Annotated in this window: 17 protein-coding genes and 1 tRNA gene; 15 read left to right on the forward strand and 3 right to left on the reverse strand. The window is 69.4% G+C overall.

All coding sequences use genetic code 11. The annotated features are described in order from the left end of the window. The first annotated feature begins 8 nt into the window (after positions 1-8). From BKA10_RS05120 to BKA10_RS05165, 10 genes are all read left to right on the forward strand, one after another. Positions 9-635, forward strand: a complete 627-nt coding sequence (locus BKA10_RS05120; protein ID WP_183498899.1) for a Trp biosynthesis-associated membrane protein — start codon at positions 9-11, stop codon at positions 633-635. 81 nt (positions 636-716) lie between these two features. Next, a complete protein-coding gene (locus BKA10_RS05125; protein ID WP_183498900.1) occupies positions 717-947 on the forward strand; it encodes a DUF6704 family protein in 231 nt (76 codons plus the stop codon). 1 nt (position 948) lies between these two features. Then, a complete protein-coding gene (gene trpC / locus BKA10_RS05130) occupies positions 949-1,725 on the forward strand; it encodes an indole-3-glycerol phosphate synthase TrpC (RefSeq protein ID WP_183498901.1) in 777 nt (258 codons plus the stop codon). Further along, positions 1,722-2,981, forward strand: coding sequence for a tryptophan synthase subunit beta (trpB, locus tag BKA10_RS05135; RefSeq protein ID WP_183498902.1), 1,260 nt, complete (start codon positions 1,722-1,724; stop codon positions 2,979-2,981). Before trpC ends, trpB begins: the two co-directional genes overlap by 4 nt. Further along, on the forward strand, positions 2,978-3,772 hold the full coding sequence (gene trpA / locus BKA10_RS05140; RefSeq protein ID WP_183498903.1) for a tryptophan synthase subunit alpha: 795 nt from the start codon (positions 2,978-2,980) through the stop codon (positions 3,770-3,772). The genes trpB and trpA overlap by 4 nt, the downstream gene beginning before the upstream one ends. A 10-nt stretch (positions 3,773-3,782) precedes the next feature. Next, positions 3,783-4,772: a prolipoprotein diacylglyceryl transferase gene (lgt, locus tag BKA10_RS05145; RefSeq protein ID WP_183498904.1), complete on the forward strand. Its 990-nt coding sequence runs from the start codon at positions 3,783-3,785 to the stop codon at positions 4,770-4,772. A 56-nt stretch (positions 4,773-4,828) separates the two neighbouring features. After that, positions 4,829-9,415 carry a glutamate synthase large subunit gene (gene gltB / locus BKA10_RS05150; RefSeq protein ID WP_183498905.1) on the forward strand — a complete coding sequence of 1,529 codons (4,587 nt, stop codon included), beginning with the start codon at positions 4,829-4,831 and terminating at the stop codon, positions 9,413-9,415. Next, positions 9,408-10,874, forward strand: coding sequence for a glutamate synthase subunit beta (locus BKA10_RS05155; protein ID WP_183498906.1), 1,467 nt, complete (start codon positions 9,408-9,410; stop codon positions 10,872-10,874). Before gltB ends, BKA10_RS05155 begins: the two co-directional genes overlap by 8 nt. 46 nt (positions 10,875-10,920) lie before the next feature. After that, positions 10,921-12,369 carry a pyruvate kinase gene (gene pyk / locus BKA10_RS05160; protein ID WP_183498907.1) on the forward strand — a complete coding sequence of 483 codons (1,449 nt, stop codon included), beginning with the start codon at positions 10,921-10,923 and terminating at the stop codon, positions 12,367-12,369. An 80-nt stretch (positions 12,370-12,449) separates the two neighbouring features. Continuing rightward, positions 12,450-12,833: an SHOCT domain-containing protein gene (locus tag BKA10_RS05165; protein ID WP_183498908.1), complete on the forward strand. Its 384-nt coding sequence runs from the start codon at positions 12,450-12,452 to the stop codon at positions 12,831-12,833. Between the two features lie 7 nt (positions 12,834-12,840). On the opposite strand, the gene BKA10_RS05170 is transcribed toward BKA10_RS05165, so the two are convergent. Then, positions 12,841-12,923 (reverse strand) — tRNA-Leu (locus BKA10_RS05170). Between the two features lie 56 nt (positions 12,924-12,979). On the opposite strand from BKA10_RS05170, the gene BKA10_RS05175 reads away from it, so the two are divergent. Continuing rightward, positions 12,980-13,600 (forward strand): ANTAR domain-containing response regulator, encoded by a 621-nt coding sequence (locus BKA10_RS05175; RefSeq protein WP_183498909.1) that lies wholly within the window; start codon positions 12,980-12,982, stop codon positions 13,598-13,600. 25 nt (positions 13,601-13,625) lie between these two features. Here the strand turns inward: BKA10_RS05175 and BKA10_RS05180 are convergent, their stop codons facing one another. Further along, the gene (locus BKA10_RS05180) at positions 13,626-14,060 is read right to left on the reverse strand and encodes a hotdog fold thioesterase (RefSeq protein WP_183498910.1); all 435 of its coding nucleotides are present in this window, start codon (positions 14,058-14,060) and stop codon (positions 13,626-13,628) included. A 56-nt stretch (positions 14,061-14,116) separates the two neighbouring features. Here BKA10_RS05180 and polA point away from each other — a divergent pair, with 56 nt between their 5' ends. After that, on the forward strand, positions 14,117-16,759 hold the full coding sequence (gene polA / locus BKA10_RS05185) for a DNA polymerase I (protein WP_183498911.1): 2,643 nt from the start codon (positions 14,117-14,119) through the stop codon (positions 16,757-16,759). Positions 16,760-16,789: 30 nt separating this feature from the next. After that, positions 16,790-18,466 carry a DUF885 domain-containing protein gene (locus tag BKA10_RS05190; RefSeq protein ID WP_183498912.1) on the forward strand — a complete coding sequence of 559 codons (1,677 nt, stop codon included), beginning with the start codon at positions 16,790-16,792 and terminating at the stop codon, positions 18,464-18,466. A gap of 7 nt (positions 18,467-18,473) precedes the next feature. Here the strand turns inward: BKA10_RS05190 and BKA10_RS05195 are convergent, their stop codons facing one another. Further along, entirely contained in the window at positions 18,474-19,109 is a 636-nt protein-coding gene (locus BKA10_RS05195; RefSeq protein ID WP_183498913.1) for a phosphoribosyltransferase, read from the reverse strand. Positions 19,110-19,131: 22 nt separating this feature from the next. Between BKA10_RS05195 and BKA10_RS05200 the strand changes: the two genes are divergently transcribed. Beyond that, positions 19,132-20,166, forward strand: a complete 1,035-nt coding sequence (locus BKA10_RS05200; RefSeq protein ID WP_183498914.1) for an LLM class flavin-dependent oxidoreductase — start codon at positions 19,132-19,134, stop codon at positions 20,164-20,166. A 33-nt stretch (positions 20,167-20,199) separates the two neighbouring features. Next, positions 20,200-21,564, forward strand: coding sequence for an MFS transporter (locus tag BKA10_RS05205; RefSeq protein ID WP_183498915.1), 1,365 nt, complete (start codon positions 20,200-20,202; stop codon positions 21,562-21,564). The last annotated feature ends 19 nt before the right edge of the window (positions 21,565-21,583 follow it).

Consider the following 21,583-nt stretch of genomic DNA (forward strand, 5'->3'; position numbering starts at 1 on the left):
GCAGTGACATGGCATCCGCTCTGGTGACCCGCGCCCGCATGATCGCGGTGACGATCATCCTCGCCGCGGCAGCGGTCACCCTCATCGGCTCGACGCAGACCTGGCTGGACGTGACCCTGCGCGAAGGCACCCACCCGGTCCTGGCCGTCGACGGTGCCACCGCGCTCCCGCTGCTCGCACCGCTCAGTCTCGCTGCCCTGGCCCTCGCCCTCGCGCTCACCATCGTCGGGCGCGTGCTGCGCTGGCTCTTCGGTGCGCTGGCCGTGGGCATCGGCGTCGTCCTGGCCGTCGGGTCGGCCCAGATCGTCGCGGATGCGCCTGTGACCGCCTTTGCCACCGTGGTCACCGAGGCCACCGGTCTCAGCGGCACCGAGACCGTGCGCGGCCTCGTCTCGACCGTGACGACGACGCCGTGGCCGGCGGTGACCGTCGTGACGGCGGCGATCATCGCGCTCGGCGGCGTGTTCACCCTCATGACGGCGCACACGTGGGGACGATCGGGTCGCCGGTTCCGGACAGACGCCGCGACCACCGTCGAGGGCACCGCGGCACCGGCCGGCCGCGCCGGCTCGCGCCCGCACGACGCAATCGACTCGTGGGACGATCTCAGCCGGGGCGAGGATCCCACCGCATGACATGGATGCCGGTACCCGGCATCCGCCCCCGCTAGACTGGCCCGAGCGGGCATCGTCCGCACCGGCACGCGAAGGAGAACAATGAGCGACCACATCGGCGACCCTGGCCACGGACACTCCCCGGCAGCCTGGACGGCCGTCGTGATCATGCTCGTCGCAGTGACCTTCGGCACGCTGTTCTTCTTCCTCGAGATGCCCGTTCTGGTGTGGGCCTCGGCCGCCCTGCTGGTGGTCGGCATCGTCGTGGGCTGGGTGATGGCCCGCGTCGGGTACGGCGTCGGCGGATCCAAGTACACGCCGAAAGCGCACTGACGTGCTCGCCGACCTCACGGCCGGCGCGGTGGAGGACGCGGAGCAGCGCAGACTGGCCCAGCCGTTCGAGGCCGTGGAACGCCGCGCGCTCGCGCAGAAGCCCGCGCTCGACGCCCTCGCGGCGCTCGCCCCCGCCGACCGCGTCAAGATCATCGCCGAGGTCAAACGCGCGAGCCCCTCGCGCGGCGACCTCGCCGAGATCCCCGACCCTGCGCTGCAGGCCGCCCGGTACGAACAGGGCGGCGCCTCGGCGATCTCCGTACTCACAGAAGGCCGCAGGTTCAAGGGAACCCTGGCCGACCTCGAAGCCGTCCGCGCCGCCGTGTCATTGCCGGTGCTGCGCAAGGACTTCATCGCCACCGAGTACCAGGTGCTCGAGGCCCGGGCCGCCGGCGCCGATATCGTGCTGCTCATCGTCGCCGGTCTCGACCAGGCGACGCTCACCTCACTGCACACCCTGGTCCGCGACCTCGGCATGACACCACTGGTCGAGACGCATTCGCTCGATGAAGTGCACCGCGCCGCCGACATCGGCGCGCAGCTGATCGGCGTCAACGCCCGCAACCTCTCGACGTTCGAGCTCGACCGCGACCTGTTCGGCCGGCTGGCCGGGCACCTGCCCGCCGGCGCGGTCAAGATCGCGGAGTCCGCCGTGCTCGCCCCGGCCGACGTCGCACATTATCGCGCCGCCGGCGCCGATGTGGTGCTCATCGGCGAAGCCCTGGTGACCAGCGACCCGGTCACCACCCTGCAGTCGTTCTTGGAGGCCGGATCGTGAGTCTGCGCGAACAGAAAGGCCCGTTCTTCGGCGAGTTCGGCGGCCGGTACATGCCCGAATCGCTCATCGCCGCCATCGACGAGCTGACCGAGGTCTACGAGACGGCCATCGCCGACCCGGCGTTCGCGCAGGAGCTCAGCCATCTGCTGCACTCGTACGCCGGACGCCCCTCGGCGATCACCGAGGTGCCGCGGTTCGCCGCGCACGCCGGCGGCGCACGCGTCTTCCTCAAGCGCGAAGACCTCAACCACACCGGGTCGCACAAGATCAACAACGTGCTCGGCCAGGCGCTGCTGACCAAGCGCCTGGGCAAGACCCGGGTCATCGCCGAGACCGGCGCCGGCCAGCACGGCGTCGCCACGGCGACCGCGGCCGCCCTGTTCGGACTCGAATGCACGATCTACATGGGCGAGGTCGACACCGAGCGGCAGGCGCTCAACGTCGCCCGCATGCGGCTGCTCGGCGCCGAGGTCGTGCCGGTGAAGACCGGCTCACGCACCCTCAAGGACGCGATCAACGACGCCTACCGCGACTGGGTCGCCACCGTCGAGACGACGAACTACATCTTCGGCACCGCCGCAGGGCCCCACCCGTTCCCGGCGATGGTCCGCGACTTCCAGAAGATCATCGGCGAGGAGGCGCGCGCGCAGCTGCTGGACGAGACCGGTCGGCTTCCGGATGTCGTGGTCGCGTGCGTCGGCGGCGGCTCCAACGCGATCGGCATGTTCGACGCGTTCCTCGACGACGAGGGCGTGAAGCTCTACGGCGTGGAGGCGGCCGGAGACGGCGTCGACACCGACAAGCACGCCGCATCGATCGAACGCGGTCGCCCCGGCGTACTGCACGGCGCCAAGACCTACGTGCTGCAGGACGAGGACGGCCAGACCATCGAGTCCCACTCGATCTCGGCCGGACTCGACTACCCGGGCGTCGGCCCGGAGCACTCCTGGCTCGCCTCGATCGGCCGCGCCGAGTACATCCCGGCGACCGACGCCGAGGCGATGGACGCTCTGAGGCTGCTCAGCCGTACCGAGGGGATCATTCCCGCGATCGAGTCCGCGCATGCTCTGGCCGGCGCTGTGCGCCTGGGCCGCGAGCTCGGACCGGACGCGATCATCGCCGTGTGCCTGTCGGGCCGCGGCGACAAGGACATGGACACCGCTGCGCGCTGGTTCGACCTGTACGACGAAGGGGCCGCGCCGGTGGACGCCCCTGCGGACTCCGGCGCCGCCAAGGGCGAGGGGACGAAGCTGTGAGCCGGGTCGCCGCCGCCATCGACGCGGCACGCGAGGCCGGACGCGGTGCGTTCGTCGGCTACCTGCCGCTCGGGTTCCCGGATCTGGCCACGAGCATCGAGGCGGCCGTCACCCTCGCGCAGAACGGCGCGGATGTCATCGAGCTCGGCCCGCCGTATTCCGATCCGGTCATGGACGGCACCGTCATCCAGGAGGCCACCCAGGCCGCCCTCGCCGGCGGCTTCCGGCTGCGCGACACGTTCACCGCAGTGCGCGAGATCACGTCACGGGTCGACGTGCCCGTGGTCATCATGACCTACTGGAATCCCGTCCTGCAGTACGGCGTCGACCGATACGCCGATGATCTGCTCGCCGCCGGGGGAGCCGGGCTCATCACCCCCGACATCACCCCCGACGCCGCCGAGGAATGGATCGCCGCCTCGCAGCGCACCGGGCTGGATCGCATCTTCCTGGCCGCGCCCACGTCGTCCGATGAGCGCCTGGAGCTGATCGCACGGCAGTCGACGGGCTTCGTCTACACCGTCTCCACGATGGGGATCACCGGCGAACGCGCGGAGCTGGATGCCGCGGCGCGCGCCCTCGTGGGCCGTCTGCGCACGCACGGGGTGGAGCATGCCTGTGTGGGCATCGGCATCTCGACGCGTGCCCACGTGGAGGGCGTCCTGGACTACGCCGACGGCGCGATCGTCGGCACGGCACTGGTCCGGGCACTCCGCGACGGCGGTCTCGAGCAGCTCGCGGCGACCACCCGTGCGCTCACCGGGTCACCGGCATCGGCACCGGGGAACTAGACTCGCCGTCGTGACTTTCTCCGCTCTCCCGGTCATCGCGTCCATCCCGAGCCCGCCGATCAGCTCATTCCAGCTCGGCCCGCTGACGATCCACTTCTACGCGCTGTGCATCCTCACCGGCATCGTCGTGGCGACGCTGCTGACCAACCACCGCCTGACCAGGCGTGGTGCCGAGCCGTGGGTGGTCATCGACATCGCGCTTCTCGCGGTGCCGCTGGCGATCATCGTCGCGCGGCTCTACCACGTGTTCACGCACTTCGACTTCTACTTCGCCGAGGGCCGCGAATGGTGGAACCCGTTCGAGCGGGATGCGATCTGGAACGTGTGGGATGGCGGCATCGCCATCTACGGGTCGCTCATCGGCGGCGCGATCGGCGCCTGGCTCGGCTGCAAGTGGACCGGCATCCGGTTCTGGACCTTCGCCGACGCCCTCGCTCCCGGACTGCTGCTCGCACAGGCCATCGGCCGCTTCGGCAACTGGTTCAATCAGGAGCTGTTCGGCCTTCCGACCGACCTGCCCTGGGGCCTCGAGATCAGCCCCGACAACCCCGCCTTCCCGCCGGGACTGGCCGACGACACCCTGTTCCACCCGACCTTCGCCTACGAAGTGATCTGGAACGTGCTGGGCGTGCTGGTGCTGCTGTGGGCCGGCCGCCGGTTCCGGCTGCAGTGGGGCCGTCTGTTCGGCCTCTACCTGGTCTGGTACAGCGCCGGCCGCGTCGTGTGGGAGTCGATCCGCATCGATCCCAGTGACATCATCCTGGGACTGCGCACGAACGTGTGGGCGGCGATCTTCGGAGTCGTGCTCGGACTGGTCATCATGATCGTCCAGAAGCGCCGTCATCCCGGCTACGAGCCGTCCCCGTACGTCCCCGGACGGGAGTGGTCGCCCGAAGTCGCTGTACAATCGCAGAACACCGACGACTTCGTGGATGTCAGCGCACCCCCCGAGCCCGAAGCAATCGAGACCGCAGCCACAAGCAAAGGCATCTCCGAATAGAACCCCGCAGGGCCGACGACGTCCCCGTTGCACGTAACACCAAGAGGACGGTACGCATGGCCTCGAGCCTCCGTCGAGAAGACGCTGTGACCCGCCTGTCGGGCGCGCCCGCCAAGCAGGGCATGTACAACCCTGCGTTCGAGAAGGACGCCTGCGGCCTGGCGATGGTCGCCACGCTGCGCGGCACGCCGGGACACGACATCGTGTCGCTGGCGCTCACCGCGCTGCGCAACCTCGAGCACCGCGGCGCCATCGGCTCGGATGCGGGCACCGGTGACGGCGCCGGCATCCTGACCCAGATGCCGGATGCCTTCTTCCGCGACGTGGTCGGCTTCGACCTGCCTCCGGTGGGGGAGTACGCCGCGGGCCTGGCATTCCTGCCGCTCGCCGACCAGGCGCGCGCCGCGCTGAAGGCCGCGATCGAGAAGCTCGCCGCTTCCGAGGGGCTCAGCGTGCTCGGCTGGCGCGCCGTGCCCACCGACGACGCGCACCTGGGCAAGCTCGCCCACGACGCGCGCCCCGCGCTCGAGCAGATGTTCCTGTCCCGCCCCGCCATCGGTGGCGCTCCGGCGATGTCCGGGATCGAACTCGACCGCCGCACCTACCGGCTCCGCAAGCGCGCCCAACATGAACTGGGCGCGTATTTTGTTTCCCTGTCCAGCCGCACGATCGGCTACAAGGGCATGGTCACCACCCTCCAGCTCGAGCCGTTCTACCCCGATCTGCAGGACGAGCGCTTCACGAGTGAGCTCGCCGTGGTCCACTCGCGCTACTCGACGAACACGTTCCCGTCCTGGCCGCTCGCCCAGCCGCTGCGCATGCTCGCCCACAACGGCGAGATCAACACCGTCGGCGGCAACCGCAACTGGATGCGCGCCCGGCAGTCGCAGCTGGAGTCCGAGCTGCTCGGCGACATCCGGCCGCTGATGCCGATCTGCACCGAGGGCGCCAGCGACTCGGCGTCGTTCGACGAAGTGCTCGAGCTGCTGAACCTCACCGGCCGCAGCCTGCCGCACGCCATCATGATGATGGTTCCCGAGGCGTACGAGAAGCAGGCCGACATCTCCCCGAACCTGCGGGCGTTCTACGAGTACCACTCGATGCAGATGGAGCCGTGGGACGGCCCGGCGGCGCTGATCTTCACCGACGGCACCGTCGTGGGCGCGACTCTCGACCGCAACGGACTGCGTCCGGGCCGCTGGACCGAGACGACCGACGGCCTGGTCGTCGTCGGCAGCGAGACGGGCGTCCTCGACTTCGAGCCCGAGCGCATCAAGCGCCGCGGGCGCCTGAGCCCCGGCCGCATGTTCCTGGTCGACACGGCCCAGGGCCGCATCGTCGAGGACGACGAGATCAAGCGTGAGCTGGCCGCCATGGAACCGTGGCAGGAGTGGCTGGATGCCGGGAGGGTGCGTCTGCGGGACCTGCCCGAGCGCGAGCACATCGTGCACCCGATCGCCTCGATCACGCGGCGTCAGCGCACGTTCGGCTACACCGAGGAAGAGGTCCGCATCCTCCTGACCCCGATGGGCCAGAACGGGGCCGAGCCGCTGGGGGCGATGGGATCGGACACCCCGGTCGCCGTGCTCAGCGAGCGGCCGCGCCTGCTGTTCGACTACTTCACGCAGCAGTTCGCGCAGGTCACCAACCCGCCGCTGGACTCCATCCGCGAAGAGGTCGTCACCTCGCTCGGACTGGGCCTCGGTCCCGAGCGCAACCTGCTGTCGTGGGGGCCCGAGCACGCCCGTTCGATCACCCTGGACTTCCCGGTGATCGACAACGACGAGCTGGCCAAGCTTCAGAACATCGACAAGGCACTGCCCGGCCGGCGCTCGGTCATCATCCGCGGCCTCTACCACTTCGACCAGGGTCCCGGAGCGCTCGAAGCGCGCCTCGAGGAGATGTACGCCGAGGTCGACGAGGCGATCGAGCAGGGCGCCGAGTTCCTCATCCTCAGCGACCGCGACTCGAACAAGGACCTCGTCCCGGTGCCGTCGCTGCTCATGGTCTCGGCGATCCACCACCACCTGATCCGGCGCGAGAACCGCATGAAGGTGGGCCTCGTCGTCGAGGCGGGTGACGTGCGCGAAGTGCACCACGTCGCCACGCTGATCGGCTACGGCGCATCCGCGGTGAACCCCTATCTGGCCATGGAGACGGTGGAGTACCTCGTCCGCGCCGGGTTCATCACCGGCGTCACCCCCGAGCGGGCCGTCAAGAACCTCATCTACGCCCTGGGCAAGGGCGTGCTGAAGATCATGTCGAAGATGGGCATCTCGACGGTCTCGTCCTATGCGGGCGCCCAGGTGTTCGAGGCCATCGGCCTGTCGCAGGGGTTCGTCGACCGCTATTTCACCGGCACCGAGACCAAGCTCGGCGGCATCGGCATCCAGCAGGTCGCCGACGAGAATCAGGCACGGCACGACTTCGCCTATCCCGAGGATGCCGCGGCGCGCGCGCACGAGCGGCTGTGGACCGGCGGGGAGTACCAGTGGCGTCGTGACGGCGCCCCGCACCTGTTCAACCCCGACACCGTCTTCCGGCTGCAGCACTCCACTCGCACCCGGCGCTACGACATCTTCCGCGAGTACACCTCGCTCGTCGACGACCAGGCCACGCAGCTGAAGACCCTGCGCGGGCTGTTCGAGCTGCGCACCGGTCACCGTGAGCCGGTGCCGATCGACGAGGTCGAACCGGTCTCGTCGATCGTCAAGCGCTTCTCGACCGGCGCGATGAGCTATGGGTCGATCTCGAAGGAGGCGCACGAGACGCTCGCGATCGCGATGAACCGCCTCGGCGCGAAGTCGAACACCGGCGAGGGCGGCGAAGACGTCGAACGTCTCCTCGACCCCGACCGGCGCAGTGCGATCAAGCAGGTGGCATCGGGCCGATTCGGCGTCACGAGCATGTACCTGACGCACGCAGACGACATCCAGATCAAGCTCGCGCAGGGCGCCAAGCCCGGCGAGGGCGGTCAGCTGCCGCCGGCGAAGGTCTACCCGTGGATCGCGCGGACGCGCGGCGGAACGCCCGGCGTCGGGCTCATCTCGCCGCCGCCGCACCACGACATCTACTCGATCGAAGACCTCAAGCAGCTGATCTTCGACCTGAAGCGCGCGAACCCGGCCGCCCGGGTCCACGTGAAGCTCGTGAGCCAGTCCGGCATCGGCGCGGTCGCCGCCGGCACGGCCAAGGCCCTCGCAGACGTCATCCTCGTCTCGGGGCATGACGGCGGCACCGGCGCCAGCCCGCTGAACTCGCTCAAGCACGCCGGCACCCCGTGGGAGCTGGGCCTGGCCGAGACGCAGCAGACGCTCATGCTCAACGACATGCGCGACCGGGTGGTGGTGCAGGCCGACGGCCAGCTCAAGACCGGACGCGACGTCATCATCGCGGCCCTGCTGGGTGCCGAGGAGTTCGGCTTCGCGACCACGGCCCTCGTGGTCGAAGGCTGCATCATGATGCGCGTCTGCCACCTCGACACCTGCCCGGTGGGCGTTGCCACCCAGAACCCCGTCCTGCGCAGCCGCTTCGCCGGCAAGCCCGAGTTCGTCGTGAACTTCATGGAGTTCATCGCCCAGGAAGTGCGCGAATACCTGGCCGAGCTCGGCTTCCGCTCGCTCGAAGAGGCCGTCGGCCACAACGAGCTGCTGGATGTGAACCGCGCGATCGAGCATTGGAAGGCCGACGGGCTGGACCTGAGCCCCATCCTCGAGGGACCGGCGTTCGGGCCGGACACCCCGCGACGACATGTGCGCGACCAGGACCACGAGCTCGATCAGCACTTCGACGTGCCGATCATCGAGCAGGCGCAGGACGTTATCGTCCACGGCGGTCACGCCACCTTCGATCTGCCGATCCGCAACACCGAGCGCGCCGTCGGCACCATGCTCGGCAACCGCGTCACCCTGGCCCACGGCGAGCACGGCTTGCCGTCCGGGTCGATCGAGATCAACCTCACCGGCTCGGCCGGACAGTCCTTCGGCGCATTCCTCCCGGCGGGCATCACGCTGCGGCTCGAGGGCGACACGAACGACTACGTCGGCAAGGGACTGTCGGGCGGTCAGATCGTCGTACGCCCGCCGCGCGGCGCACGATTCGACGCATCCCGCAACGTCATCGCCGGCAACGTCATCGGCTACGGCGCGACGCAGGGGACCATGTTCCTTCGCGGTGTCGTGGGGGAGCGGTTCCTGGTGCGCAACTCGGGCGCGACCGCCGTCGTGGAAGGCGTGGGCGATCATGCCCTGGAGTACATGACCGGGGGGCTGGCCGTGATCCTCGGCCCCACCGGGCGCAACCTCGGCGCCGGCATGTCGGGCGGCACCGCCTATGTGTACCGGCTGAACCGCTATCTCGTGAACCGCGAGGCGCTTGCCACGGGCGAGCTCGCGCTGAGCGAGCTGGGCTCGGGCGACGTCGAGATCCTGCGCGACCTGCTCGCCCAGCACATCGCCGAGACCGACTCGACGCTGGCCGCACGGCTGCTCGATGACATCGAGCTCGAGGCGGCGAACTTCGTCAAGGTGGTGCCGCGCGACTTCGCGGCCGTCATGAACACCCGTCAGCAGGCGGCCGCCGAGGGGCTCGACCCCGACGGCGACATCGTCTGGACCCGCATCCTGGAGGTGACCGGTGGCTGATCCGAAGGGCTTCCTCAAGACCACCGAGCGCGAGCTGCCCACGCGCCGGCCCGTTCCCGTCCGCATCATGGACTGGAAGGAAGTGTACGAACCGGGTGACTCGGCGGTGCTGCGCCGGCAGGCCGGACGCTGCATGGACTGCGGCGTGCCGTTCTGCCACCAGGGCTGCCCGCTGGGCAACCTCATCCCGGAGTGGAACGACCTCATGTGGCGCGGCGAGGGCCGTGCCGCGATCGAGCGCTTGCACGCGACGAACAACTTCCCGGAGTTCACCGGGCGGCTGTGCCCGGCACCGTGCGAGAGCGCGTGCGTGCTCGGCATCAACCAGCCGGCCGTGACGATCAAGCAGATCGAGGTGTCGACCATCGACGACGCGTTCGCGCGCGGCTGGGTCGAGCCCGAGCCGCCCCAGCGTCTCACCGGCAAGACCGTCGCCGTGGTCGGCTCGGGCCCCGCCGGGCTCGCGGCGGCTCAGCAGCTCACCCGGGCGGGCCACACGGTCGCCGTCTACGAGCGGGATGACCGCATCGGCGGACTGCTGCGCTACGGCATCCCGGACTTCAAAATGGAGAAGCGCCACCTCGAGTCGCGCCTGCGGCAGATGCAGGACGAGGGCACGCGATTCCGCGCGGGAGTCGAGATCGGCGTGGACATCACGTGGGACGAGCTGCGCGCGCGATACGACGCCGTCGTGGTGGCCACCGGCTCCACCGTGCCGCGCGACCTGCCGATCCCCGGCCGCGACCTGGCCGGCGTGCACTTCGCGATGGAGTACCTCGTCGAGTCGAACAAGGCCGTCGCCGGCGACGGGGTGCCCAACCAGATCCACGCCGAGGGCAAGCACGTCATCGTCATCGGCGGCGGCGACACGGGTGCCGACTGCATCGGCACCGCGCACCGCCACGGCGCGCTGAGCGTCACCAACCTGGCGATCGGCGTCCGCCCACCGGACGAGCGCCCCGAGCACCAGCCGTGGCCGATGTCGCCGCACGTGTTCGAGGTGCAGTCCGCGCACGAGGAGGGCGGCGAACGCTCCTACCTGGCATCGACCGTCGAGTTCCTCGCCAACGCGGCCGGCGAGGTCCGTGCGCTGCGCGTCGCCGAGACCGAGTACATCGACGGTCGCCGCGTGCCCAAGAGCGGCACCGAGCGTGAGATCCCCGCCGATCTCGTGCTGATCGCGATGGGGTTCACCGGTCCCGAGCAGGACGCGCTCGACGCCCAGCTGGGCACCGCGTTCACCGGTCGCGGCACCATCGAGCGCGCCGAGGACTACCAGACCAGCACCCCGGGCATGTTCGTGGCCGGCGATGCCGGACGTGGACAATCACTCATCGTCTGGGCCATTGCCGAGGGCCGTGCGGCGGCGGCGGCCGTGGACGGGTACCTTATGGGTGAGACAACGTTGCCGGCGCCCGTGCGCCCGAGCGACGTCGCGATCGGCCTTCCGGTCGCCTGACCACCCTCCTGATACCCCACCCGAATACAGACCGGAGTCAATTGCTGTGAGACGCGCGAAGATCGTCGCCACCCTCGGACCCGCCACGGAGTCCTATGAGATGATCCGGGCGATCATCGAGGCCGGCGTCGATGTCACCCGCTTCAACCTGAGCCATGGCTCGTACGCCGAGCACGAAGCCCGCTTCGCGAATGTGCGCAAGGCGGCCGACGACGCCGGACGCGCCGTCGCCATCCTCGTCGACCTGCAGGGGCCGAAGATCCGCCTCGGCAAGTTCGAGAACGGCCCGCACGAGCTCGCCGTGGGCGATGTCTTCAAGATCACCACGGAGGACATCGCAGGCACCAAGGAGATCGTCTCGACGACCTTCAAGGGTCTTCCCGGCGACGTCAAGCCCGGTGATTTCCTGCTGATCGACGACGGCAAGGTCCGCGTGCAGGTTACCGGTGTCGACGGCCCGGTCGTGACCACCGAGGTCATCGTCGCCGGCGCGGTGTCGAACAACAAGGGCATCAACCTGCCCGGCGTCGCCGTCAACGTCCCCGCGCTGTCGGACAAGGACGAGGCCGACCTGCGCTGGGGCCTGAGGACGGGCGCCGACATCATCGCGCTCTCGTTCGTGCGCGACGCCTCAGACGTCAGTCGTGTGCACGAGATCATGGCCGAAGAGGGACGCAGGGTCCCCGTCATCGCCAAGATCGAGAAGCCGCAGGCCGTCGACAATCTCGAGGAGATCATCGATGCGTTCGACGGCATCATGGTCGCCCGCGGCGACCTCGGCGTCGAACTGCCGCTGGAAGCCGTGCCGATCGTGCAGAAGCGCGCGGTGGAGCTGTGCCGCCGCATGGCCAAGCCGGTGATCGTGGCCACCCAGATGCTCGAGACGATGATCGAGAACCCGGTTCCCACCCGCGCCGAGACCAGCGACGTCGCCAACGCCGTGCTCGACGGGGCCGACGCGGTCATGCTGTCGGGGGAGACGAGCGTCGGCAAGTACCCGGTCGGCGTGGTCGAGACCATGGCCCGCATCGTCGACTCGACCGAGGAGCACGGGCTCGAGCGCATCGCCCCGATGACCGCGCGTCCGCGCACGCAGCCGGGCATCATCACGATGGCCGCCAACGAGGTCGCCGAGTTCGTCGAGGCGAAGTACATCTGCATCTTCACCGAATCGGGTGACACCGCGCGTCGCATGTCGCGCCTGCGCCCCGGCATCCCGATGATGGCGTTCGCGGTCGACCCGGCGATCCGCCGCCGCATGTCGCTCACGTGGGGCATCCAGTCGACCCTCGTCGAACACGTCGCCCACACCGACCTGATGTTCATCCAGGTGGACAAGTTCTTCCTCGACAACGGACTGGCCACCGAGGGGGACAAAGTCGTCGTGATCTCGGGATCCCCTCCCGGAATCATCGGATCGACCAACGACATCCGCATCCACAAGCTCGGCGATGCGGTCAACGGCAACGCGCCGATCTACCAGGAACGCAGTTAGTCGCAATCCCGGACCGGAGCGGTCGTGCTCGCTATGCTGAGCACGACCGCTCCGGTCTTCGACGTTCTTGGAGGTGCGATGTGATCGGCGATCTCTTCTGGTTCACACTGACGGCGATCTACTTCGTCTCATACATCTTCGTGCTGTTCTTCATCATCTTCGATCTGTTCCGGGACGACTCGGTGAGCGGCTGGGGGAAGGCGGCGTGGATCGTCGCGCTGCTGATCGCGACCATCCTGACCGCGATCGTGTACCTCATCGCGCGGGGCAGCGGCATGGCCGCCCGTGCCAATCCGGGGCGCGCACGAGCCCCGGAGGAAGACTCCTACCGGCCCGTCGCGTCGTCGACGCCTGCCGCGGACATCGCGACGGCGAAGGAGCTGCTGGATGCCGGCACGATCAGCCAGGGCGAATTCGACGCGCTCAAGAGCAAGGCGCTGGGAAACCAGTACTTCGGCGCCTGAGGATACGTGCCGGTGGTGGGAGTCGAACCCACACGCCCTTGCGGGCAACCGAGTTTGAGTCGGTCGCGTCTGCCATTCCGCCACACCGGCGCACGTCGGGGGCGCCATCGGCGCATCCGGGTTCGACCATATCGTAGGATTGGGTGGTGACTGAGCAGGAACAGAACCCGGTGTCCACGGCGACCGCCCCCCGACGCGTTGTCGTCGCCGAGGACGAATCGCTCATCCGCCTCGACATCGTCGAGATCCTCCGCGACAACGGATTCGACGTCGTCGGCGAGGCCGGTGATGGTGAGACGGCCGTCCAGCTGGCCACCGAGCTGCGCCCGGATCTGGTGATCATGGATGTGAAGATGCCCGTCCTCGACGGCATCAGCGCGGCAGAGAAGCTCAGCAAGAACCACATCGCCCCCGTCGTGCTGCTGACCGCGTTCAGCCAGAAAGAGCTCGTCGAGCGCGCGACCGAAGCCGGCGCCCTCGCGTACGTCGTCAAGCCGTTCACCCCGAACGACCTGCTGCCGGCGATCGAGATCGCCCTGGCCCGGTACGAGCAGATCATCACGCTCGAGGCCGAGGTCGCCGACATGGTCGAGCGCTTCGAGACCCGCAAGCTGGTCGACCGTGCCAAGGGCCTGCTGAACGAGAAGATGGGCCTGAGCGAGCCCGAGGCGTTCCGGTGGATCCAGAAGGCGTCGATGGACCGCCGCCTCACCATGCAGGACGTCGCCAAGGCGATCATCGAGCAGCTCTCGCCCAAGAAGGGCTGAGCCCCCGCGAGCGGATGCCGGGGCCTCAGCGCTGCGGCATGTCCTTGATCATGTTGGTGATCCGGATCGTCGAGCACCGGCGGCCCTGATCGTCGGAGACGACGATCTCGTGCACGGTCATGCTGCGCCCCAGGTGCACCGGTGTGCAGACGCCGGTCACCCGGCCGCTCGTGGCCGAACGCGTATGGGTCGCGTTGATGTCGACCCCCACCGCCAGCCGGCCCTCGCCGGCGTGATAGTTCGCGTGCATCGATCCGAGCGACTCCCCGAGAACGACGAACGCGCCCCCGTGCATGAGGCCCACCGGCTGCGTGTTGCCCTCCACGGGCATGGTCGCCACGGCCCGCTCCCGGGTGAGCTCGACCCATTCGAACCCCATCCGGTCGGCGAGCGCGCCGTTGCCGCGCTGGTTCGCCCAGGCGATTCCGTCGATGTCTGCGGGGGAGAGGTCAGTGGTCATCTTCTGCCTTCGAAGGGGCCGGTTCGGGTGTCGTCGACGCTGACTAGGCTTGCAGGGTGACGGACTCCGCAAAGCCTACCCTTCTGATCGTCGACGGCCATTCGCTCGCATACCGGGCGTTCTTCGCGTTGCCGGTCGACAACTTCTCGACCAAGGACGGGCAGCACACCAACGGCATCTACGGGTTCCTGTCGATGTTCGTGAACCTCGTCAAGGCCGAGCAGCCGACCCATCTCGCCGTCGCGTTCGACACGTCGCGCCACTCGTTCCGCACCGACCAGTACCCCGAGTACAAAGCCAACCGCAGTGAGTCCCCGGCCGAATTCAAGGGGCAGATCCCGCTGCTGCAGGACTGCCTCGCGGCGATGAACGTCACGGTGCTGACCAAGGAAGGCGTCGAGGCCGACGACATCCTCGCGACGCTGGCCACCCAGGGCGTGGAGCAGGGCTTCAACGTGCTCGTGTGCTCGGGCGACCGCGACACGATCCAGCTCGTCACCGACGACGTCACGCTGCTGTACCCGAGCGTGCAGGGTGTGTCGCAGCTCAAACGCTATACGCCCGACGCGGTCGTCGAGAAGTACGGCCTGCCGCCGGCGAACTACCCTGACATCGCCGCCCTCGTGGGCGAGACCAGCGACAACCTGCCCGGCGTGCCGAAGGTCGGCGAGAAGACGGCCGTCAAGTGGCTCACCCAGTTCGGGTCGCTGGACGAGCTGCTCACGCGCGCCGACGAGATCAAGGGCGTCGTGGGCGGCAACCTGCGCGAGCACCTCGACACCGTGCGCCGCAACCGGTCGCTGAACGCCCTGCTCCGCGATGTGGAGCTCGACGCGGCGCCCGCCGACCTCGGCACGCAGCCGATCGACGCCGTCGCCGTGCGCGACATCTTCGCGCGGCTCGAGTTCCGCACCCTGCTGCCTCGCGTGTTCGAGGCGATGGGCGGCGACCCCGCCGACGCCGCGCCGGCAGAGCCTGCAGTGGCCGCCCCGGCGCCGGTCGAAGCCGACGCCGCGGGCCTCACCGCGTGGCTCGCCGCGCACACCGCGCACCCGGAGTTCGGCGTCACCGTCACCGTCGAAGGCGGCCTGCCCGCCCGCGTCGGGCTCGCAACCCTCGAATCGGCCGTCGAGGCGACATGGTCGCCCGATGTCGCCGATGCGCTGCGACCGTGGCTTGAGAGCGACACCCCCAAGGTCTTCACCGACGCCAAGACCCAGGTCAAGGCGCTGCGTCGCGCCGATGTCGTCCTCAGCGGACTCGCGTGCGACACCCTGCTGGCGGGGTGGCTGCTGCGCCCCAGCCTGCCCGACAAGAACCTCGCCGACCTGGTGTACCGCTTCCTCGACGAGAAGCTGCCCGAAGCCGACCCGACGCAACTCGTTCCCGAGACCGAAGGCGCCACGCCCGCGCAGCTGGCCTGGTACACGCTCCGGGTCACCGCGGCGCTCCGCGACGAGCTGCCGGCATCGGTGGCATCCGTCCTCACCGACATCGAGCTGCCGACCCTCGGCACTCTCGCCGCGATGGAGCTCGCCGGTGTGGCGGTCTCGCACGAGAAGCTGTCGTCCTTCTCGACCGAGCTGGGCACCCGCGCCGACGGCATCGCGCAGGAGGCGTATGCGACGATCGGCCGCGAGGTGAACCTCGGGTCGCCCAAGCAGCTGCAGGAGGTGCTGTTCGAGCAGCTCGAGCTGCCCAAGACCCGCAAGACCAAGACGGGGTACTCGACAGATGCCGGCGCCCTCGCCGATCTGCAGGAATCGCACCCGCACCCGTTCCTCGACCTGCTGCTGCAGCACCGCGAGGCGACCAAGCTGCGGCAGATCATCGAGTCGCTCGACACCGCGATCGGGGGCGACGGGCGCATCCGCACGACGTATGTGCAGACCGGCAGCCAGACCGGCCGCCTGTCGAGCACCGACCCCAACCTGCAGAACATCCCGATCCGCAACGAGGAGTCCCGGCGCATTCGCGCGGCGTTCGAGGTCGGCGCGGGCTATGAGACGCTGCTGACGGCCGACTACTCGCAGATCGAGATGCGCATCATGGCGCATCTGTCGGGCGACGAGGGACTGATCGAGGCGTTCAACTCGGGCGAGGACCTGCACCGCTTCGTCGGTGCGCGCGTGTTCGGCGTCGAGCCGTCGGATGTGACCCCGGCGATGCGCACGAAGGTCAAGGCCATGTCGTACGGGCTCGTCTACGGCCTGTCGGCGTTCGGGCTGTCCAAGCAGCTGCGCATCGAGCAGGCCGAGGCGAAGCAGCTCATGATGGAGTACTTCGCGCGGTTCGGCGCGGTGCGCGACTACCTGCGCTCCTCGGTCGAGCAGGCGCGCATCGACGGCTATACCGAGACGATCTTCGGCCGGCGCCGTCCGTTCCCCGATCTCACCAGCCCGAACCGGGTGCTGCGTGAGAACGCCGAGCGCGCGGCCCTCAACGCCCCCATTCAGGGCAGCGCGGCCGACATCATGAAGATCGCGCTGTTCCGGATCCACGACGAACTGGCATCAGCCGATCTCGCCTCGCGGGTGCTGCTGCAGATCCATGACGAGCTGGTCGTCGAGGTCGCGCCGGGGGAGTGGGATGCCGTGGCCGAGATCGTGTCGGCCCGCATGGGCGACGCCGCCGAGCTGACCGTCCCGCTCGACGTGCAGCTGGGCCGCGGCGACAACTGGGACGACGCCGGCCACTGAGAACGCGCCCCCGAGGATTAGGCTCGAGGAATGACAGAAGCACAGCGGACCCCCACGTCGATCGACACGATCGCCGACGCATGGGTCGACACCATCGCCGAGCTCTCACCGGGCCTGGCCACCTACATCGGGCGCTCCGAGTACAACGACCGGATCGACGACCTCTCGCCCGAGGGCGCCGAGCGCACCGCGCAGGCTGTCCGCTCCACCCTGGCCGCCCTCGACGCCGCCGAGCCGGTCGATGACGTCGACCGGGTCACCAAGGCGGACCTGGCCGCAGAGCTGCGCCTGCAGCTCGACCTCCACGACGCGAAGTCGCATCTGCGCGACGTCAATGTGATCGCCTCGCCCGCGCAGGAGCTGCGCAACGTCTTCGACCTCATGCCCACCGGCACCGTCGAGGACTGGAGCGTCGTCGCGAAGCGTCTGGCCGCAGTCCCTGCCGCACTCGACGGCTACGTCGAGACGCTGCGAAAGGGCGTCGCCGAAGGCGTGGTCCCCGCCCGCCGCCAGGTGACCGAGGTGGCCACCCAGATCGCGCGCTACACCGCTGACCAGGGCTTCTTCGCCGAGTTCGTGGGGGGAGCCACGCCCGACGAGGGTGAGCTGCCGGCGTCCCTTGCCCGCGATCTCGCCGACAATGCGAACGCCGCGCGCGTCGCCTACGACAAGCTGGCCGCGTTCTTCACCGGCGAACTGGCACCGGCCGCGAGCGAGACCGACGCCGTCGGCCGCGAGCTGTATGCGCTGCACTCCCGCCGGTTCCTGGGCGCGACGATCGACCTCGACGAGACCTACGAGTGGGGCATCGAAGAGCTCGCGCGCATGGTCGCCGAGCAGGAGTCGATCGCGAACGAGATCAAGCCCGGCGCCACGGTCGAAGAAGCCGTGGCCTTCCTCGAGGCCGACGAGTCGCGCAAGCTGCACGGCACCACGGCGCTGCAGGAGTGGATGCAGGCCACCAGCGATCGCGCCGTCGCCGAACTCGGCAAGACGCACTTCGACATCCCCGAGCCCATCCGCACGCTCGAGTGCATGATCGCCCCCACCAACGAGGGCGGCATCTACTACACCGGCCCCACAGACGACTTCTCGCGCCCCGGACGCATGTGGTGGTCGGTGCCCGAAGGGGTCGACTCGTTCGACACGTGGCGCGAGCTGACCACCGTGTATCACGAGGGCGTGCCCGGTCACCACCTGCAGATCGCCCAGTCGGTGTACAACCGCGCAGAGCTCAACTCGTGGCGCCGCCTGCTGGCCGGCTCCAGCGGTCATGCCGAGGGCTGGGCACTGTACGCCGAGCGTCTCATGGAGCAGCTGGGCTACCTCGACGACCCGGCCGACCGGCTCGGCATGCTCGACGGCCAGCGCATGCGCGCCGCCCGCGTCGTGCTCGACATCGGCGTGCACCTCGGCAAGCCGCAGCTCGACGGCACCGGAACCTGGGATGCCGACTACGCGCTGGAGTTCATGCTCCGCAACGTCAACATGCCCCCCGAGTTCGTGCGGTTCGAGGTCAACCGCTATCTCGGCTGGCCGGGCCAGGCGCCGTCGTACAAGGTCGGCCAGCGCATCTGGGAGCAGATCCGCGACGAGGCCGCCGAGCGCGCGGGCGCGGGCTTCGACATCAAGCAGTTCCACATGCGGGCGCTCCGCCTCGGCGGTGTCGGTCTCGACACGCTGCGCATGGCACTCGCAAACGGCTGACGCGCCGTCACACCGCCCGGTCGCGGGGGTCGCCGGCCAGCAGGTCGACGACCTCCGCGTCGGGTGTCTGGGTGAAGTCCGCGTAAAACTGCCCGACCGCCCAGAACGCCGCCTCCTGGTGCGGGCAGACGAGCTCGTCGACGGCATCGGGGGGTGGATGCCACCGGGCCGGCGCCACCGGCACCGCGAGGATGACCTCGGTGGCACCGCGGGCACGCAGCGCCCGGCAGGCGACGGTCGCCGTTGCCCCGGTCGCCACGCCGTCGTCGACGACGAGCACCGGACGGCCGGCGACGCCGGGCCCGCCGGCGAACAGCTCGCTGCGGCGCCGCAGCTCGGCCCGCTCGCGCTCTTCGACGGCCCGCATCGCCGCGGCGCCGGCGCCTTCGGCACGGACGGCGCGCTCGTCCACGAGCCGGATGTCATCGGCGATCGCACCGACCGCGAACTCCTCGTGCGCGGGTGCCCCGAGCTTGCGCACGACCACCGCGGTCAACGGCAGTGAAAGCTCGCGTGCCACGGCGGCGCCGACGACGACTCCGCCGCGCGGAATGCCCACGACCACGGCATCCGATCCGCGCCAGCGCTCCAGGGCGGCAGCGAGCAGGCGGCCCGCATCGGCCCGATCCCTGAACAGAGCCATGTTCTCACCGTACGCTCATGACATGGCTACCGTGCAGTTGGGTCTCGACACGTTCGGCGACATCGCGTTCGACGAGGACGGAAGGCCGCTCACCGCCGCCCAGACCATCCGCCACGTCGTCGAGCAGGCCGTCCTCGCCGACGACGTCGGCCTCCACTTCTTCGGCATCGGCGAGCACCACCGCCCCGACTTCGCTGTCTCCAGCCCCGAGATCGTGCTCGCGGCGGCCGCGGCGCGCACCCACCGCATCCGGTTGGGGACGGCGGTCACCGTGCTGTCCAGCGACGATCCGGTGCGCGTGTTCGAGCGTTTCGCTACCCTCGATGCGGTGTCGCACGGTCGCGCCGAGGTGATCCTCGGCCGCGGGTCGTTCATCGAGTCGTTCCCCCTGTTCGGGTACGACCTCTCCGACTACGAGGCGCTGTTCGAGGAGAAGCTCGACCTGTTCTCGCAGCTGATGCTCGAGAAGCCCGTGACGTGGCAGGGCACGACGCGGGCGCCGCTCGAGGATGCCGACGTGCACCCCAAGACCGAGAAGGGCCTCACCGCGTGGGTCGGCGTCGGCGGCAGCCCCGACTCGGTCGTGCGCACCGCCCGCTACGGGTACGGGCTCATGCTCGCGATCATCGGCGGGGGTCCGGCCCGGTTCCGCCCGTTCGTCGACCTGTTCCACCGCTCGCTCGCGACGTTCGGCCGCGACCGCCTGCCGGTCGGCGTGCATTCCCCGGGTCACGTCGCAGACACCGACGAACAGGCGTGGGAGGAGCTGTTTCCGGCGCTGAAGGCCAACCGCGACGCGATCGGGGCCGAGCGCGGCTGGGCGCCCTACAACCGGCTGCAGTTCCAGAACGACGTCGGCCCCGACGGCGCGGTGTTCGCCGGCTCGCCCGAGCGCGTGGCACGCAAGATCGCCGACTCCGTGAGGGTCCTCGGCGCCGACCGGTTCGACCTGAAGTTCTCGCACGGGCCGCTCTCGCACGCGAAGATGATGCGGTCGATCGAGCTCTACGGCACGAAAGTGACGCCGCTGGTCGCCGAGATACTGTCACAGGCGTGACGTGCTGCCCACGGCATCCGTACGATTCAAGGCATGACCGACGTCTCCACGCCCTCAGTGGCCGCCCGCCTCGATGCGCAGCCGTTCACCCGCGGGCACATGCGCATCCTCGGAGGTTCGGGCCTCGGCTGGGCGCTGGATGCCATGGACGTGGGCCTGATCTCCTTCATCATCGCGGCGCTGGTGTCGGAGTGGTCGCTCACGAGCGAGCAGGCGTCGTGGATCGCGTCGGCCGGGTTCGTCGGCATGGCCATCGGAGCCACCGTCGGCGGGCTACTCGCCGACCGCGTCGGCCGCCGTTCGGTGTTCGCGCTCACGCTGCTCGTCTACGGCCTCGCGACCGGCGCGAGCGCGCTGGTCGGGGGACTGGTGGCGCTGCTCATCCTCCGCGTGATCGTCGGGCTGGGTCTGGGTGCCGAACTGCCGGTGGCGAGCACCTACGTCAGCGAGTTCGCCCCGGCGCGCATGCGCGGGCGCCTCATCGTGATCCTCGAGGCCTTCTGGGCGGTCGGGTGGACGGCATCCGCCCTCATCGGGTACTTCGTCATCCCGAATGTCGACGACGGCTGGCGCTGGGCGTTCGCGATCGGGGCGATCCCCGCGGCGTACGCGCTCATCGTGCGCTGGGGGCTGCCGGAATCCGCCCGCTGGCTCGATCGCCAGGGCAGACGCGGCGAGGCCGAAGCGGTCGTCGCCGACCTGGAGGCGTCTCCCGCGGTGGGCTCCTCGACGAGGCGCCGCCTCGCCCCGGTCGTCGTGACCACCTCGCCCACACCCACCGCCGCGGCGACCACCGGGCGCGAGCGACTCGCCGCGCTGTGGTCGTCTGAGTTCCAGGTGCGCACGGCGTGCCTGTGGGTGGTGTGGTTCTGCGTCAACTTCGCCTACTACGGCGCTTTCATCTGGATCCCGACGCTCCTGTTCAGCCAGGGTTTCGACCTCGTCAAGTCCTTCGGGTTCACGCTCATCATCACGCTCGCACAGCTGCCCGGCTATGCGGTCGCGGCCTGGCTCATCGAAGTGTGGGGGCGTCGGGTGACGCTGTCGGTGTTCCTGGCCGGCTCGGCCGTGTCGGCCGTGCTGTTCGGGACGGCGTCGGGGGAGGCGGCGATCATCGCCACGGGCATGGCCCTGTCGTTCTTCAACCTGGGCGCATGGGGCGCGCTGTACGCGGTGACCCCCGAGATGTACCCGACGTCGCTGCGGGGGACCGGCTCGGGGTGGGCGGCCGGGGTCGGTCGCATCGCCTCCATCCTCGCGCCGCTGAGCGTGCCACCGCTGATCGTGCTGGGCGGTGTTCCCCTGGTCTTCGTCGTCTTCGCGATATTCTTCACGATCGCCACCGGGGCGGCGTGGGGACTCGTCGACCGACGAGGCGCTGCGCTGGACGAACGCTGAGCACCCGTACGCTGAGACG

The sequence above is a fragment of the Microbacterium invictum genome (assembly GCF_014197265.1).
GTDB classification, from domain to species: domain Bacteria; phylum Actinomycetota; class Actinomycetes; order Actinomycetales; family Microbacteriaceae; genus Microbacterium; species Microbacterium invictum.